The 15,149-nt window shown below is 43.0% G+C and carries 13 protein-coding genes; 6 read left to right on the top strand and 7 right to left on the bottom strand.

Annotated features, from left to right (window positions below; genetic code table 11):
• Positions 1-155: 155 nt before the first annotated feature.
• A complete protein-coding gene (locus IGK61_RS10060) occupies positions 156-833 on the bottom strand; it encodes a YesL family protein (RefSeq protein WP_074535205.1) in 678 nt (225 codons plus the stop codon).
• A gap of 15 nt (positions 834-848) precedes the next feature.
• Positions 849-1,817, bottom strand: coding sequence for an ABC transporter permease (locus tag IGK61_RS10065; RefSeq protein ID WP_005229934.1), 969 nt, complete (start codon positions 1,815-1,817; stop codon positions 849-851).
• A gap of 259 nt (positions 1,818-2,076) precedes the next feature.
• Here IGK61_RS10065 and IGK61_RS10070 point away from each other — a divergent pair, with 259 nt between their 5' ends.
• The gene (locus tag IGK61_RS10070) at positions 2,077-2,964 is read left to right on the top strand and encodes a carbohydrate ABC transporter permease (protein ID WP_015509917.1); all 888 of its coding nucleotides are present in this window, start codon (positions 2,077-2,079) and stop codon (positions 2,962-2,964) included.
• A gap of 60 nt (positions 2,965-3,024) precedes the next feature.
• Here the strand turns inward: IGK61_RS10070 and IGK61_RS10075 are convergent, their stop codons facing one another.
• Positions 3,025-5,238: an AraC family transcriptional regulator gene (locus tag IGK61_RS10075; protein ID WP_074535204.1), complete on the bottom strand. Its 2,214-nt coding sequence runs from the start codon at positions 5,236-5,238 to the stop codon at positions 3,025-3,027.
• A 162-nt stretch (positions 5,239-5,400) separates the two neighbouring features.
• Here IGK61_RS10075 and IGK61_RS10080 point away from each other — a divergent pair, with 162 nt between their 5' ends.
• From IGK61_RS10080 to IGK61_RS10100, 5 genes are all read left to right on the top strand, one after another.
• The gene (locus IGK61_RS10080; protein ID WP_074535203.1) at positions 5,401-6,381 is read left to right on the top strand and encodes a LacI family DNA-binding transcriptional regulator; all 981 of its coding nucleotides are present in this window, start codon (positions 5,401-5,403) and stop codon (positions 6,379-6,381) included.
• 72 nt (positions 6,382-6,453) lie between these two features.
• Positions 6,454-7,857, top strand: a complete 1,404-nt coding sequence (locus IGK61_RS10085) for a tagaturonate reductase (protein ID WP_074535202.1) — start codon at positions 6,454-6,456, stop codon at positions 7,855-7,857.
• Between the two features lie 12 nt (positions 7,858-7,869).
• The gene (locus tag IGK61_RS10090; RefSeq protein WP_074535201.1) at positions 7,870-9,381 is read left to right on the top strand and encodes a UxaA family hydrolase; all 1,512 of its coding nucleotides are present in this window, start codon (positions 7,870-7,872) and stop codon (positions 9,379-9,381) included.
• Between the two features lie 20 nt (positions 9,382-9,401).
• Positions 9,402-10,790 carry a glucuronate isomerase gene (gene uxaC, locus IGK61_RS10095; protein ID WP_074535200.1) on the top strand — a complete coding sequence of 463 codons (1,389 nt, stop codon included), beginning with the start codon at positions 9,402-9,404 and terminating at the stop codon, positions 10,788-10,790.
• Between the two features lie 10 nt (positions 10,791-10,800).
• Complete coding sequence (locus IGK61_RS10100; RefSeq protein WP_074535199.1) at positions 10,801-11,472, top strand: rhamnogalacturonan acetylesterase; 672 nt, start codon at positions 10,801-10,803, stop codon at positions 11,470-11,472.
• A gap of 246 nt (positions 11,473-11,718) precedes the next feature.
• Here IGK61_RS10100 and IGK61_RS10105 read toward each other — a convergent pair whose 3' ends face one another.
• Genes IGK61_RS10105 through IGK61_RS10120 form a run of 4 tightly spaced genes read right to left on the bottom strand, consistent with a single transcriptional unit; the run spans position 11,719 to position 15,050 of the window.
• Positions 11,719-12,525, bottom strand: coding sequence for a gluconate 5-dehydrogenase (locus tag IGK61_RS10105; RefSeq protein ID WP_005229917.1), 807 nt, complete (start codon positions 12,523-12,525; stop codon positions 11,719-11,721).
• A 22-nt stretch (positions 12,526-12,547) separates the two neighbouring features.
• The gene (gene kduI, locus IGK61_RS10110) at positions 12,548-13,390 is read right to left on the bottom strand and encodes a 5-dehydro-4-deoxy-D-glucuronate isomerase (protein WP_074535198.1); all 843 of its coding nucleotides are present in this window, start codon (positions 13,388-13,390) and stop codon (positions 12,548-12,550) included.
• Positions 13,391-13,402: 12 nt separating this feature from the next.
• Entirely contained in the window at positions 13,403-14,401 is a 999-nt protein-coding gene (locus IGK61_RS10115; protein WP_074535197.1) for a sugar kinase, read from the bottom strand.
• A 1-nt stretch (position 14,402) separates the two neighbouring features.
• On the bottom strand, positions 14,403-15,050 hold the full coding sequence (locus IGK61_RS10120) for a bifunctional 4-hydroxy-2-oxoglutarate aldolase/2-dehydro-3-deoxy-phosphogluconate aldolase (RefSeq protein WP_005229908.1): 648 nt from the start codon (positions 15,048-15,050) through the stop codon (positions 14,403-14,405).
• Positions 15,051-15,149 lie beyond the last annotated feature (99 nt).

Here is a 15,149-nt window from a genome sequence, read left to right on the forward strand (position 1 = left end):
TCCTTTTATTGTAGTCTCCTCAATTCATAGAGCTATTTGAATGAATCCGTTTTACCGGCTGTATTTCATGAGGGTTCAGCTTGTCTTGCTATTTTCAGGTGTTCTCTAGTAACCGTTTTGTTTGCGGACCAGTAAAAGTCTTTGAGCCGTTTTCTTTAGATAATGACCTCCTCTCCTTTGCTGGAAACGGTTTGCTCCGTAGTCGATGCCGTTTTTGAAACCACCTGATCTGTTTCAATTGGGTGGATATCTTGAAGAATTTTTTTACCAGCAAGGGCAAAAACACCACCAACTAAGCTACTACCCATCAAAAAGAGGCCGATCAAGAAATAACTGCCCAGGACTAAATAGCCAACGATCAAAATCGTCCAACTTATGATCGAATAATGCAGATAGCCTAAACCTAACAACGCACTCCCCCGCAGGATCTCAAACACGGTCACAAAGTTGGTGGCTGCCATGACGGTATACACGTGCATGAATAAAAAGAGAAACGCAATCAAAAAGAGGACATTCGCTACTTGGATAAACCATGGAAATGGCGCAAATATGTTGGTGATCACGATCGCTGCAATGATCAGAAACAACCAACTGATCAGCACCGATTGTCGGAACCGTTCTTTACTATAGTAGAAAAAACTTTTTATCAAAGGTGGTCGTTCATGAAGACGAAGCCAGCGATCATAATATTTCATCATGGCATACGACGCAGGGCCAATGCCAAAGAGGACCCCTCCCAGGAGAGTCACACTGAGCCAAAGAAAGTGAAGTGCGATCAGCGTCAAAAATGCGAGTAATCCTTCGTTGATTTTCGTGATCTTTTCGATCGTCATGTGATCCCTTCTTTCTTAATAAATCCCGTCTTCGCCAATTTTTTTCGCCAAACGATTCGCAAAGATAACGAGGATCAAGCCAACAAGTCCTTTAAACAGCCCAACAGCTGTCGAGTAACTCAATTGACCATTTTGAATCCCGGCGGTATAGACAAAGGTATCAAAGATTTGGGCAACTTCACGGTTCATTGAGTTCATCAACAAGAACATATGCTCAAAGCCCATATCTAAGATCGAACCGATCTTTAAAATCAATAAGGTTACGATCGTTGGACGAATACAAGGCAATGTGATATGCCACATTTTTCGTAGCTTGCCAGCCCCATCCATATCCGCAGCTTCATAAAGCTGTTCATCAACATTGGTAATAGCGGCTAGATAGACGATCGTCCCCCAACCGGCACCTTTCCAAAGATCTTGGAAAATGTACATTGGACGCAACCACGTGCGGCTTGTTAGAAACGGGATACGTTCGCCACCAAGACTTTCGATCATGTTATTGATTACACCACCTTCTGTCGTTAATAAAACATAGAAGATGGAAACAACGATGACCCACGACATAAAATGAGGCAAATAAATGATGGTTTGAATCCCTTTTTTCAAACGGCGATTGTTTACTTCATTTAGCATAAGTGCCAATAATATAGGAAAAGGGAAAGAAATCGTGATATTTAAGAAAAACATGATCAGTGTATTGCGCATCAACATCACGAAGGTATCTTCAGTAAAGAGCCGAATAAAATGAGTGAAGCCAACAAAGGGGCTTCCTAGGATCCCCAAGAATGGTTGGTAGTCTTGAAAAGCGATGACCAAACCGCCCATCGGTATGTAACGGAAAATAAGAAAATATAAAATCCCCGGCAATACCATAATATAGAGGGCACGATTTTTTCTGATTTGCGCCCATTTTTTCTTTTTCAGCCGCAGCCGCTGTTCTTCTTCATTAAGTGGTGAGAAGTAATTATCAACTTTTGTTTCCATACTTGTTCCTCCGAATTTTTTTGATTTGATAGTCCCATGGTAGCGTGAAAAAAAGATAACGTATATAATCATTTTCTCAGCTTTGAAAAGGCATACATTTTTTAGGATTATTTCTCAATCGAATTGGAAAACCCTTGATTTATCAACGTTTATCACTATTGTGAATTTTTTAACATGTAAAAGTGATTATATACGTTGTCCCCGCCTCATGATACGTTGGAAGTACCTATTTAAGTAAAAAAAGATGGAGGTTTTTTCTATGCAACAAACCCTGAAAAAAACGAACCGCCCGAAAAGTGAACGGGTCGTTCAAGGATTTATTATTGGCTTTCTACTACTCTTCACCTTAACGTGTCTCTTACCTTTTCTAAACATTCTCGGAAGCTCCTTTGCTTCTTCTTCTGAGATCGCGACACGAACATTTATCATTATCCCACGTGAATTTAGCTTAAATGCTTACCGGTATATTCTCTCGACACCCACGATTTTTACGAGTATTGGTGTTTCCCTTTTCGTGACCATCGTCGGAACGGTTCTTTCAATGATCTTGACCTCTTTTATGGCCTATGCTCTTTCGAGAAAATATTTGCATGGACGCGGCATCTTCAACTTTATTGTCGTATTTACCATGTTGTTTAGCGGTGGGATGATCCCAAGTTTTATTTTGGTACAAAGCCTCGGCTTGATCGATTCTCTCTGGGCATTGATCTTACCGAGCGCCATCAGTGCATATAATATGATCATTATGAGAAACTTTTTCCAAGGGATTCCTGATAGTTTAGAGGAATCCGCAAAAATGGATGGTTGCTCTGATTGGGGCGTCTTTTTCCGTATCATCTTACCCCTTTCCTTACCATCGATTGCGACGATCTCTTTGTTCTACGCTGTTAGTTATTGGAATACTTATCAATCAGCGATCTTGTACATCAATGATTCAGCGAAATGGCCGATCCAAGTGCTCCTTCGACAAATCGTGATCGTCTCCAGCGGGATGAACGCTGATGCCGCTAGTGTCGATGTTGTCCCCCCAGCACAATCCGTAAAAATGGCCGTGATCGTCGTTGCGACTCTGCCAATGTTGATCGCCTATCCCTTTGTCCAGAAGTATTTCGTGAAAGGTGCAATGGTTGGTTCCGTCAAAGGGTAACCAACAGGCAGCAAAGAAAAAAAGCGCTTTTGATCAACGATAAAAAAGCGCTTTTTTCTTTTAGTCTTTGGATCGCTTGCGATACTCTCCAGGGGTCATCTGTTCTTTCTTTTTGAAAAAGCGGATGAAGTTTTGAGAGTTGGTATATTGAAGGTTGGCTGCGATTTCCTTGATCGTCATATCCGTTTCCCGCAACCATTTTTTGGCGATTTGCAACCGATAGTTTTGTAAGTAATCGGCAAAATTGATGGATAATTCCTTTTTAAACACATTACTTAAGTAATTGGCATTATAATGCAGCTGTTCAGCAATGCTATCTAAGGAGAGATCTTGATCGTATTGTTGGTGTACGATCAAGACCATCTTTTCAGACAAGGAGCGAATTTCTCGATCTGTTTTGGCTTGTGTCGTTTCAACGATAGGTAAAACTAACTCATGATAGATGATTTGCTCAACTTTGAACAAACTAGTTTGGTTGAGCACGGATTGATAAACTTTACGACTATTCTGCAAGCTGGTATGATCCGCTCCTAAGAGTTGCCCTAGCTGAACGATACTGTTGATCAACTTAAACAAGGCACTTTCAATCGTCAACGGATTTTTGTTTTCATGAATGATTTCCCGTACGACTTCCGTGTAACTCGCTTTGATGGTCGCTAGTTCCCCACTACGCATCGCATCCAAAAAGGTGCTTTCTGCTTCTCTAGGGTATTGAACGATCGCATTATTGTCTAATTGTGCTGCAATGTCGTCAAAAAAGATAATGACTTCTTCCCCTAAATTCATTCGATAGTGCAAGGCTTCTTTGGCGTTATCAACCGCTAATTTGGTTTCTACGAGGCGGTCGTAGGATTGTGAGACCCCACAACTTATTTTGATTTTCAAGTAATCTTTTGCCGCTTGATGGATCTTTTGACAATAGGTCAATACTTGTTTTTGGTCAACTGATTCAGGAAGCTTTAAAATCGTTCCTTGGGTTTCTTGACTGGAGATGATTGGTTGAAAACGCAAATTTGCTGGAATGATCTCAGAAACGAGATTCTCGATGGCAAGCAAGAAAATATCAATAGTCGCTGTTTCTCGTCCACACAAATCATCGATTTGAATCAGTAATACGGCAAAGTGTTCTGTTTTGGATACTTCATACCCAAATTGTGACAGTTTTAAGTGAATATCTTCTTCTGAGATACAGCCGCGAAACAAGTTTAATAGAAACAAGGATTCTAATTCGGGCTTTTGATGCTCGACTTTGACGGCGAGATCGTGGTTTTGATGTAAGACCTGGTCGATATCGGAAATCAACTGATTGACTTCTAATTTCTGACCTTGTTTTTTGGGCTTTAAAAGCTCACCGATCCGATTGATGGGTGAGGTAGCCACGATCGCAATGCGATAGGATACTAATAAAAAGAGGATGATCAAAAGACTGCCAATCACGATCAAACCGCTTCTTAATTCACGGATTGCTTGTGAAACGCTAGCAGACGCCAGGCGGATCACATGATACCACTGATTGTAATCCGATTGTGTGACCACATACTTATTGTTTTCTTTGTCAGTGAAGATGCCATCGCCGTGGGCAGCTGCAATCATTGTTTCTTGTAAGGCAGAATCGATCACTTCACCATTATCGAAAAGCAGTTGTCCGTCTGCATGAAAAATATTCAAAAAGGAATCGTCATGATCTGCCACCAACTGCGCAATGGTATGGTCTTGGATTTCAGCGATCCCCAAAGCAGTGGTTTCCTGGCGAAACACAGGCAGCGTCATCACCATTTTTAAATAGCCATCTTCTGGTAACCAATACAAGTAGCGTTGGTTGTCGATCAACGCTTGAAAAGCAGCGAATTCAGTATCATCGATCTGTTTTAAGGAGCCTTCTTCGATTTTCCAATGCTGATTCAAATTCACCAATTGGTAGCTGGCGTTTTCAATCCCCATCACACCAATGTAAGCCAGTTGTGAATTGATCTCTCGCACTTGTCGATAATTCGTCACGGAAAACGGCTGTTCCATCGTATCGGAAAAGCTTTGTGTGCTACTGTATGTAGAAAAGGCATACTCCACCATCTGAATTTTTTGATCCAGATTTTCTTTGACTTGGTTGACCAAATTATGTTGACTTTGCAAAAATGTTTCTTGAATGTTTTGATACGTTCGATGATAAATGACCCCACTAAACCCAATGATTAAAGCGCTACCAATTAGAAAAATCAAAATAAATATTTTATAAAACAAGTTGGACGTTTGATGATAGCTTAAAAAGAATTTCATAGACTCCCTCCCATTACCTGACTATCTTCTTTTATACTAGCACATCCCAGAAAAAGTTCCTATGTTATTTTGAAAAATGTTTCACGTGTGCATCCTTGGTGTATTGACATTCTCGTGGGAACAAGCTATGCTTGAATCAAGCAAAAAGGAAGAAGGTTTTCTATGGTCACGATCAAAGATATCGCCAAAGTCGCTGGTGTTTCACATACAACTGTTTCTCGTGCGCTAAACGATAGCCCATTAATTAAGCCAGAAACAAAAAAGAAGATCGCAGCCATCGCTGAATCTTTACACTATGTGCCCAATGTCAATGCCAAAAGTCTGGTGAATCAAAAATCCTATATCGTTGGTCTTTATTTTTCTCATCTATCCATTGGTACTTCCGATAGCTTTTTAGTCGAAGTGATCAAAGGAATCAGTGATACCCTACCATCCGAATATACTTTGGCGGTTCATGAATTATTGCAATCCGATACATTTGATGAAGAGCCGAATCGCCTCGATGGAGCGATCGTGATGAGTCAAAGTGATCGTGATGACGGCTTTATCGCTGCTCTTTCAAAGAAAAACATTCCTATCGTCGTTTTGAATCGTCAATTGCAGGATGCAACCTTGATGAATGTCACTAGTAATGATGCCCAAGGGGTCTATCAAATGATCACCTATGTGCTTGAACAAGGCTTTCGAAAGATCGCCATGATCGAAGGGATCGCTTCCTTTGGTTCCGCTAGAGAGCGCCGCAAAGGATTTATGAAAGCGATTCAAGAAAAGCAGCTTGTCTGCCCGAAAGAATACTTCGTAGCTGGCGACTACTCGTTGGAAAGCGGTCAGCTGGGTGCCCAGCAACTACTCGCTTTACCTGAACCACCTGAAGTGATTTTTTGCGCCAATGATGACATGGCGATCGGTGCGATCAATGCCTGTCATCAAGCAGGACGAAAGATCCCTGAGGAGATCGGTATCATCGGTTTTGATGATAGTTCTTTTTCTCCCTATACGTATCCCCCATTAACAACGATCCGCAAACCAGTCTATGAAATGAGTCAATTGGCAGCAACCCTGCTGTTGCAAGCATTTGCCAATCAAGTAGTTGAGAAACAACATTTCTTTGATACCTCGTTAATCATTCGTCAATCGTTGTAAGCCTCTTGTTTTCAAGAGCGCTTACGCAAAAAAATGTTAACGTGTGCATAACTATTTTTTAAGGAGGATTCTATGAAAAAAATTACCGAACAACCCCATCAAACCTATCCAGCCCGAGTGATTCAATTCGGGGAAGGCAATTTTATGCGGGGCTTTTTTAACTGGCAGCTGCAGCAAATGAACAAGAACGGTCTTTTTAACGGCAGTGCCGTTGTGGTACAGCCGATTGATCACGGCTTGAAAGAGCTGTTGGCACAACAAGAAAATCTCTACACCGTTATCTTAGAAGGACTTGTCGATGGCGCTTTATCTCAAACATTTGAAGTCGTCTCCACCATTGATCAAGTGTTGAATCCATATCAGCAATGGGAAGACTATCTTGCTTTAGCCGAAGACGAGCAACTTGAGATCATCGTTTCTAATACGACGGAAGCAGGTATTGCGTTTCACCCAGAGGATACCTTACACGATACCCCTCCCCAAAGTTTTCCCGCAAAACTGACCGCTCTTTTGTATCGTCGTTTTCAACTACGAAAAAAGGGATTTTTGATCATTCCTTGTGAATTGATCGATCGGAATGGAGAAAAACTAAAAGAGATCGTCTTACAATATGCCGCATTATGGTCTTTGGAGTCAGACTTCGTCAACTGGTTAGAAAAAGAAAACACCTTCTGCTGCAGCTTAGTCGATCGGATCGTTCCAGGATATCCTCGCGACAAAGTGGCACAATACCAAGAGGTTCTTGGCTATGAGGATGCCGTAATGGTCACTGCGGAACCCTTTATGCTATGGGTGATCGAGGGAAGCGGCGTAGCCGAAAAGCTCCCCTTGCAAGAAGCTGGGTTGAATGTGATCGTGACAGAAGATATGACTCCTTACCGTGAACAAAAAGTACATTTATTAAATGGTCCTCATACGGCGATGGTTCCACTCGCTCTTTTAGCAGGTTTAGAAACCGTTGAAGAAGTAATGAACGACCGTGAATTTGCAGCCTTTTTGGATGGTCTTTTTCAGGAAGAGTTGATTCCAATGCTTGATTTGCCTAAAGCGCAGCTTGCAGCTTATGCGGACCAAATCAAAGAGCGCTTCAGAAATCCTTATGTGAAGCATCAGCTGCAATCGATCGCTTTAAACAGCGTCTCAAAATTCCGTGCGCGTCTTCAACCAGTCTTAAGTCGTTATGTCCATCAAAACCAGCAGGTACCAAAACGAATCACTGCCGCACTGGCAGGGTTGCTGACTTTCTATCTCACACGACCCTTTCAAGATGATGAGCTAGTGACAACCATATTTCAGCAAGTGAAACAATTACCAGCAGAAGAACAGATCGCAGCTCTATTAAAAAATGAGCAACTTTGGCATGCAGACCTGAGCTTTATGACAGAGACGATCAATGAAATGTGCACATGCCTAAAACAAGACGGACCCCGCCAGTTACTTGCGTCGATTGACACCCCTGAGCCAAGTTTGAAATAAAGGAGAATCTTTATGTCCAGCACATTAACAGAAACACCCGCGCAACTATTGAAATTGCACCCTAAAGACAATGTCGCAGTCGCATTAAAACCACTAGCTGCTAAAACGACCCTTGCATTTGAAGGTCAAACGATCACCCTTTTTGAGGATATTCCACAAGGACACAAAATCGCCCTCAAAGACCTCGCACAATCACAAGACGTGATCAAATATGGCTATCCCATTGGACATCTCTTAGCTGACGTGAAAACTGGCCAATGGTTGCATACCCACAATGTCAAAACCAACCTTTCTGGCACCTTAGCATACACCTATGCCCCCGATTTGCATCCCGTCCGTTATCCAAAAAGGGCTGCGACGTTCCAAGGGTATCGACGGGCAAATGGCAAAGTTGGGATTCGTAATGATTTACTGATCGTGCCAACAGTTGGTTGTATCAATGGTATCGCAGAGATTATTGTTGAAAACTTCAAGAAGAATCATCCGGATCTTGGCACTTTTGATCATATTACGATCCTTAAACATCCCTACGGCTGCTCTCAGTTAGGCCAAGATCATCAAAACACTCGTCAAATTTTAATTGATGCGGTGCATCATCCAAATGCCGGTGGCGTCTTGGTCTTTGGCTTAGGTTGTGAGAACAACACCGTTCCCGAGTTTAAGAAAAACCTTGGTGACTACGATCCAAAGCGCGTCAAATTTATGGTGGCACAGGAAAGCGACAATGAAATTGCGGTCGGAGAAAGCTTATTAGAAGAATTACTGGAAGCAGCAAAAGAGGATCAACGAGAAGCCGTTCCCTTGAGTGAGCTAAAGATCGGGTTGAAATGTGGGGGTTCCGACGGGTTTTCTGGGATCACCGCCAACCCTTTGTTGGGGGCATTTTCTGACTTTTTAGTTTCTCAAGGTGGCAGTACGGTCTTGACGGAAGTACCCGAAATGTTTGGCGCTGAACAAGTCTTGATGGCGCGTGCACAAGATGAAGCAACCTTTGAAAAAATTCTCCATCTAATCAACGACTTTAAAGATTATTTCCTTGCATACGGTGAACCGGTCTATGAAAATCCTTCTCCTGGCAATAAGGCAGGCGGCATCACTACGCTAGAAGATAAGTCATTAGGCTGTACTCAAAAATCTGGGACTTCCGCTGTCGTCGATGTCTTAAAATATGGGGAAAAACTCCGTAAGCCAGGCTTGAGCCTGCTGGAAGGTCCAGGAAACGACCTTGTTGCCGCTTCTGCACTGGCTTCTGCCGATTGCCAACTCGTCTTATTTACCACTGGTCGCGGCACGCCATTTGGTGCCTATGTGCCGACCATGAAAGTTGCCACGAATCAAGAGATCTATCATAAGAAACCGCACTGGATGGATTTCAACGCTGGTCGCTTGTTGGAAGAGCCGATGGAGGTCGTGCTGGAAGATTTTATTCAAGCGATCATCGATACTGCCAGTGGAAAACCGACGCGTAATGAAGCCAACAACGTTCGTGAGATCGCCATCTTTAAAAATGGCGTGACACTATAATCAAAGAAAAGAGGTTCGACATGTTTTTAAATGAAAACTATTTATTGCCAAATGAAATTGCTCAAACACTTTACCATGACTATGCCAAAGAGCTGCCGATCATTGATTACCACTGCCACTTAGACCCGAAAGAAATCTATGAGGATCGGCCCTTTAAAACTATCACCGAGGCTTGGCTAAGTGGTGATCATTACAAATGGCGATTGATGCGCGCTTGTGGCGTACCCGAAGAAGCGATTACGGGCAATGCCAGTGATTATGAAAAATTCTTGGCATGGTGTCAAACAGTGCCAAAATTGGTGGGAAATCCCCTTTACAGTTGGACCCATCTAGAATTAAAGCGATTTTTTGAGATCGATCTTCCCGTTACTGAAGAAAATGCCGAAACTTTGTGGACGCTATGCAACGAAAAATTGCAGCAAAAAGACTTTACTCGTAGAGCTTTGATTGCTCGCAGTAACGTCGAGATCGTTTGCACCACAGATGATCCAGTCGATGATCTTCACTATCATCACCAATTAAGCCAAACAGAACAACGTTTTCGAGTCTTGCCGACCTTTCGCCCTGACAAAGCGTTACAAATCGACCATCCGAATTTTCTTACCTATGTTACCAAACTCGAAAAGAGTGTCGAAAACGCGATCACTACCTACGATGCTTTCTTGAGAGCCTTGCGGGATCGTGTAACCTACTTTCACCAGCATCACTGCCGCTTGTCTGACCATGCATTGGATACTTTAGTGTATGCTGCAGACGAACAGTTATCCCTTGAAGCAATTTTTGCCAAAGCATTAGCTGGAGAATCTTTGGAGGAAAAAGAAGTCTCGTTCTTCAAAACCAATGTTCTAGTTGAACTGATGAAGCTGTATCACGAACATGGTTGGACGATGCAACTGCATGTCCATGCGTACCGTAACTGCAACCAACGAATGTTTGAGCGCTTGGGACCAGATACGGGCTACGATGGCATCAATGATCAACCACTGACTCAAAACTTGCAGAAATTATTGAACGCTGCTGATGCGCAGGACCATTTGCCTCAAACGATTCTCTACTCCTTAAATCCCAATGACTATGATGCACTCGTCGCTTTGATGGGGTGCTTCCAGCAAGAAGGCAATAATAAATTGCAGTTAGGATCTGGCTGGTGGTATAACGACACCCGCGCAGGCATGCGTCACCAATTGACGAAATTCGCAGATGGCAGTGTGATCTTTAACTTTGTCGGCATGCTGACGGATTCAAGAAGCTTTTTGTCTTACACCCGTCATGAATATTTCCGACGCGTCTTTTGTGAATGGCTTGCTGAGATCGTTGTACGTGGTGAAGCACCTGCTGATCTTCGTCAGCTAAAACCATTAGTAGAAAATGTCTGTTATCAAAACGCCAACAACTACTTCAAATTTTAGGAGAAAGCAAATGGTAAAAATCGTCATCGTCGGTGATTCCACCGCATCGATCAAAGAGCCTAGCGCTCGTCCAGAAACGGGCTGGGGAGAAAAAATCTCACGCTATCTACCCCAGCATCAAATCGTCAACTTGGCAAAAAATGGGCGTTCCTCCAAGAGCTTCATTGAAGAAGGACGCTTGTTGCAGGCAGAAAAAGAACTACATGCTGGTGATTATCTCTTGATTCAATTTGGACACAATGATCAAAAAACAGATAGTCGCGGCACGACACCTGTTGAATATCAGCATAATTTAGCAACCTACGTGCAAACGGCACGCCAGCAGCAAGCGACACCGATCCTATTGACCTCGATCACTCGTTTGCATTACGTGGACCAACAGCAACTTGATCCTTTGGCAGTCGGTCCTTACCCAGAAGCAATGCGTGCTTTGGCTACCTCCTTGGATGTGGTCTGTCTGGATCTTTTTGCCGCAACACAACGGTTCTTTTCAGCGCTGGAACCACAACAGGCGAAAACCTATTTTCTTCATTTAGAAAAAAATCAGCACCCCAATTATCCAACCGGCATTACGGATAACACGCATTTGAATGACCAAGGTGCTACAGCCGTCGCCAAATTAGTTGCCAAATGTTTGAAAAATGCTCCATTACCGCTTGCACAACAAGTTTTGTTAGATTGAAACTCATTGCTCGTGTTGAATCTTCCCCTAACATAAATACGCTACCTGATTTGAAAAAGAGCTACTCAAGCAAAACGCTGCGAAGAACATTTTCCTTCACAGCGTTTTGCTTTTGATTCTTTTTAAAAGATTTGTTTGCAGTTCCTTTGCTTCAACCCATTTATTTTTAAAGCCCTGCATTTCTTGGGTGTTGGACCATAAAAATGGGAACGATTGCAATCGTCCCCATCCTTACTACTGATTGTTTTATTCAGGTTGTTTCCCGATATACGCCAAGATACCGCCGTCTACATATAAGACATGGCCATTGACAAAGTTTGATGCCTCAGAAGCTAAGAAAACAGTTGGTCCTGCTAAATCTTCTGGCTCACCCCAACGGGCAGCAGGTGTTTTCGCTACGATAAATTGATCAAATGGGTGACGAGAACCGTCTGGTTGGATCTCTCGTAATGGTGCGGTTTGCGGTGTTGCAATATAACCAGGTCCAATCCCATTACATTGGATGTTTGCTGAACCAAATTCGGCACAAATGTTTTTCGTCAACATTTTCAAGCCGCCTTTAGCCGCTGCGTAACCAGCCACCGTTTCTCTTCCCAATTCACTCATCATTGAGCAAATGTTGATGATTTTTCCATGTCCTTTTTTGATCATTGACGGTAAGACTGCTTTTGAAACGATAAATGGAGCGTTCAAGTCCACGTCAACGACTTGGCGGAAGTCTTCAGCAGACATCTCCAACATCGGGATTCGTTTGATGATCCCAGCATTATTGACTAAGATATCGATCACGCCAACTTCTTCTTCGATCTGCTTGACCATTTCGTTGACTGCTTTTTCATCCGTTACATCACAGACATAGCCGTGGGCTTCGATCCCTGCTTCACGATAGTTTGCTAATCCTTTATCCACTGATTCTTGATCCAAGTTGTTAAAAACGATCGTTGCTCCTGCTGCTGCTAGTGAACGAGCGATCGTAAAACCGATCCCATAGACAGCTCCAGTCACTAATGCGATCTTACCATCTAAACGAAATTGATCCATTGAAAAATCCATAATTGATAAACCCTCTTTCTTTTTATTTTAAGTCGTCCATTGCCACCATATCCATGTCGGTATAGGTGATATTTTCGCCACACATTGCCCAGATAAAGGAGTAGTTACTGGTTCCAACACCCGAATGGATCGACCAGCTTGGAGAAATAACTGCTTGTTCTTCACTAACGACTAAATGCTTCGTTTCATCTGGTTTTCCCATCATATGGAACACTTTTGTGTCTTCGTTGGCAAAATCAAAATACACATATGCTTCCATCCGACGTTCATGGGTATGACTTGGCATCGTATTCCAAGCACTGCCTGGTTCTAAGATCGTGTACCCCATTTGTAATTGACAGCTTTCGCAAACATTTGGGTGAATGTATTGATAAATTTTCCGTTCATTTAATGTCAAGCTCTCGCCAGTCTCCATTGGTGTGACTTGATCGATACTGATTTTTACATTTGGGTATTTCTTATGTGCTGGCACGCAAGATAGATAGAACTTCGCTGGATTTGCTGGATCATCTGAGTGGAACAAGACTTGTTTGGTTTCCTTGCCGATATAGTAGCCGTCTTGTTTTTTCATTGGTTCTTTTTGGCCATCGATCGTGATCGCACCAGGTCCTCCAATATTGATGACGCCTAATTCGCGACGTTCTAAGAAGTATTCCACCCCTAATTCGCTGCTTAATTGCACTTCTAACGCTTCTTCTGTCGGTGTCACTCCGCCAAAGATCATCCGATCATTGTGGGTATAGGTCAGCATGATTTGTCCTGGTGTGAAAATTTTCTCTACCAAAAATTCTCTGCGTAATTCCTCGGTACTATAGTGACGAATATCAAGTGGACTATGGGTATAGCGTGTTTCCATGTGTTGCATGTTTTATTCCTCCTATCGGATAATTTTTCCTGAACCTGTTGCAATAAATTCTTGTATCTCATTGGCGCTAAACTGATTACAGTCGCCATGGATCGTATGTTTCAAAGCAGACGCTGCAGTGGCAAAATCAATGATTTCTTGGTCTTGTTTCTTCGTGACAAGACCATGTAGGATACCAGCTGAAAAGGCATCGCCGCCTCCGACGCGATCAACGATTGGATTGATCTCATGGGTAGCAGAAACGACATAATTGCCGTTGTGCCATAGGCTTCCTGTCAATTGATTGTGACTTGCTGAGAGCACCTGACGACTAGTTGAATAAAAGAGCTGGATATTTGGGTATTTCCGATGCATTTCTTGATAATAGTAGTCATCTTCGACTTCCTCTGTTGGAGCTGATACATCCATAAAGACTTGGGCATCTAACTGTCCTGCCGAGCAATAATCGACATAGGGGAGCACTTCTTGCAAAAAGACGCGCGCTTCAGCAGTCGTCCACAGCTTTCCACGATAATTGATATCGAAACTGATTTTACAACCAGCTGCTTTCGCTTCTTTGATCAACGTCAGTAAAAGTGTCTGCCAAGTCTTTGAAAGAGCTGGCGTGATCCCTGAAAGGTGAACAATGTCAACCCCATCAAAAAGGTCAGATTGCCACTCATTTTCTTTCATTTGAGCAAAGCTAGAGCCTGCGCGATCATAAACCACTCGCGCTGCTCGTTCCCCGATACCGGTTTCAATATAGTAAGTACCTAGTCGGGAACCGCCACGAAGCAAGTGGCGACAATCGACGCCATAGCTTCGTAAATGATGAAAAACGGCATCTCCTAAAGCATTCTCAGGCACTTTACTAGCAAAAGAAACGCGATGACCAAAATTCGCCAAGGAGATCGCAACATTGGCTTCCCCACCGCCATAATGGGCAGCAAACATCGAACTATGGGCGATTCGGTCGCCTAACGTTGTCGATAGACGCAACATGATTTCTCCTAGTGTCAGAATGTTTGCCATCTTACTTTCCTCGAATCTCTTTTAATTTTGCCGCATATTGTTTCGCTACTTCTGTTACTTTGTCAAAATCCCCACTTGCTGCTGGCGCTAACAAATTCCCCCCTACACCAACGGCTACGACACCCGCCGCAAACCATTCTTGCATGTTGTCTAAGCTGACACCACCGGTCGGCATAATGTTTAATTGTGGCAATGGTGCTTTGAAGGCCGAGATGATACTTGGTCCATACGCACTACCCGGGAATAGTTTAATGATATCTGCGCCTGCTTTTAAGGCGTCCTTCATTTCTGAAATGGTCATGCAACCAGGCAGATACGGGATTTGATATAAATTACATAATTCAGCCGTTTCTTGATCAAAGGTTGGGCTTACCACATATTGTGCTCCTGCCATGATCGCTAAGCGAGCGGTCACTGCATCAAGAACGGTCCCCGCACCAACGACTACCTCTGGATTATCTTTGAAGGTTGCTACTAATTCAGCGATTACATCTGCCGCTTGAGGCACTGTAAAAGTCAACTCAATGCCAGTGATCCCCCCTGCAACGATCGCTTTACTTGCTTGTAACGCTTCTTCTTTTGAAGCGCCACGCACAACAGCGATCACGCCGCTTTCCTTTAATTTCATTAAATTCGCTACTTTTTTCATTGAGACCCTCCATTTATTTCCTATTTGGAAAATGGTATTTATTATAAAGAAACTTACACGTTTATTATACCGTTCTCGTTTTTATTTGCAAGGGCTTTC

The sequence above is a fragment of the Enterococcus sp. AZ063 genome, from assembly GCF_051715045.1.
Lineage (GTDB): Bacteria > Bacillota > Bacilli > Lactobacillales > Enterococcaceae > Enterococcus_D > Enterococcus_D casseliflavus.

Bases quoted from the DNA above. Each gene is read 5' to 3' on its own strand.
- IGK61_RS10105 (WP_005229917.1), bottom strand. From the start codon at position 12,525: ATGGATTTTTCAATGGATCAATTTCGTTTAGATGGTAAGATCGCATTA.
- IGK61_RS10060 (WP_074535205.1), bottom strand. From the start codon at position 833: ATGACGATCGAAAAGATCACGAAAATCAACGAAGGATTACTCGCATTT.
- IGK61_RS10120 (WP_005229908.1), bottom strand. From the start codon at position 15,050: ATGAAAAAAGTAGCGAATTTAATGAAATTAAAGGAAAGCGGCGTGATC.
- IGK61_RS10070 (WP_015509917.1), top strand. From the start codon at position 2,077: ATGCAACAAACCCTGAAAAAAACGAACCGCCCGAAAAGTGAACGGGTC.
- IGK61_RS10075 (WP_074535204.1), bottom strand. From the start codon at position 5,238: ATGAAATTCTTTTTAAGCTATCATCAAACGTCCAACTTGTTTTATAAA.
- IGK61_RS10100 (WP_074535199.1), top strand. From the start codon at position 10,801: ATGGTAAAAATCGTCATCGTCGGTGATTCCACCGCATCGATCAAAGAG.
- IGK61_RS10085 (WP_074535202.1), top strand. From the start codon at position 6,454: ATGAAAAAAATTACCGAACAACCCCATCAAACCTATCCAGCCCGAGTG.
- uxaC (WP_074535200.1), top strand. From the start codon at position 9,402: ATGTTTTTAAATGAAAACTATTTATTGCCAAATGAAATTGCTCAAACA.
- IGK61_RS10115 (WP_074535197.1), bottom strand. From the start codon at position 14,401: ATGGCAAACATTCTGACACTAGGAGAAATCATGTTGCGTCTATCGACA.
- IGK61_RS10065 (WP_005229934.1), bottom strand. From the start codon at position 1,817: ATGGAAACAAAAGTTGATAATTACTTCTCACCACTTAATGAAGAAGAA.
- kduI (WP_074535198.1), bottom strand. From the start codon at position 13,390: ATGCAACACATGGAAACACGCTATACCCATAGTCCACTTGATATTCGT.
- IGK61_RS10090 (WP_074535201.1), top strand. From the start codon at position 7,870: ATGTCCAGCACATTAACAGAAACACCCGCGCAACTATTGAAATTGCAC.
- IGK61_RS10080 (WP_074535203.1), top strand. From the start codon at position 5,401: ATGGTCACGATCAAAGATATCGCCAAAGTCGCTGGTGTTTCACATACA.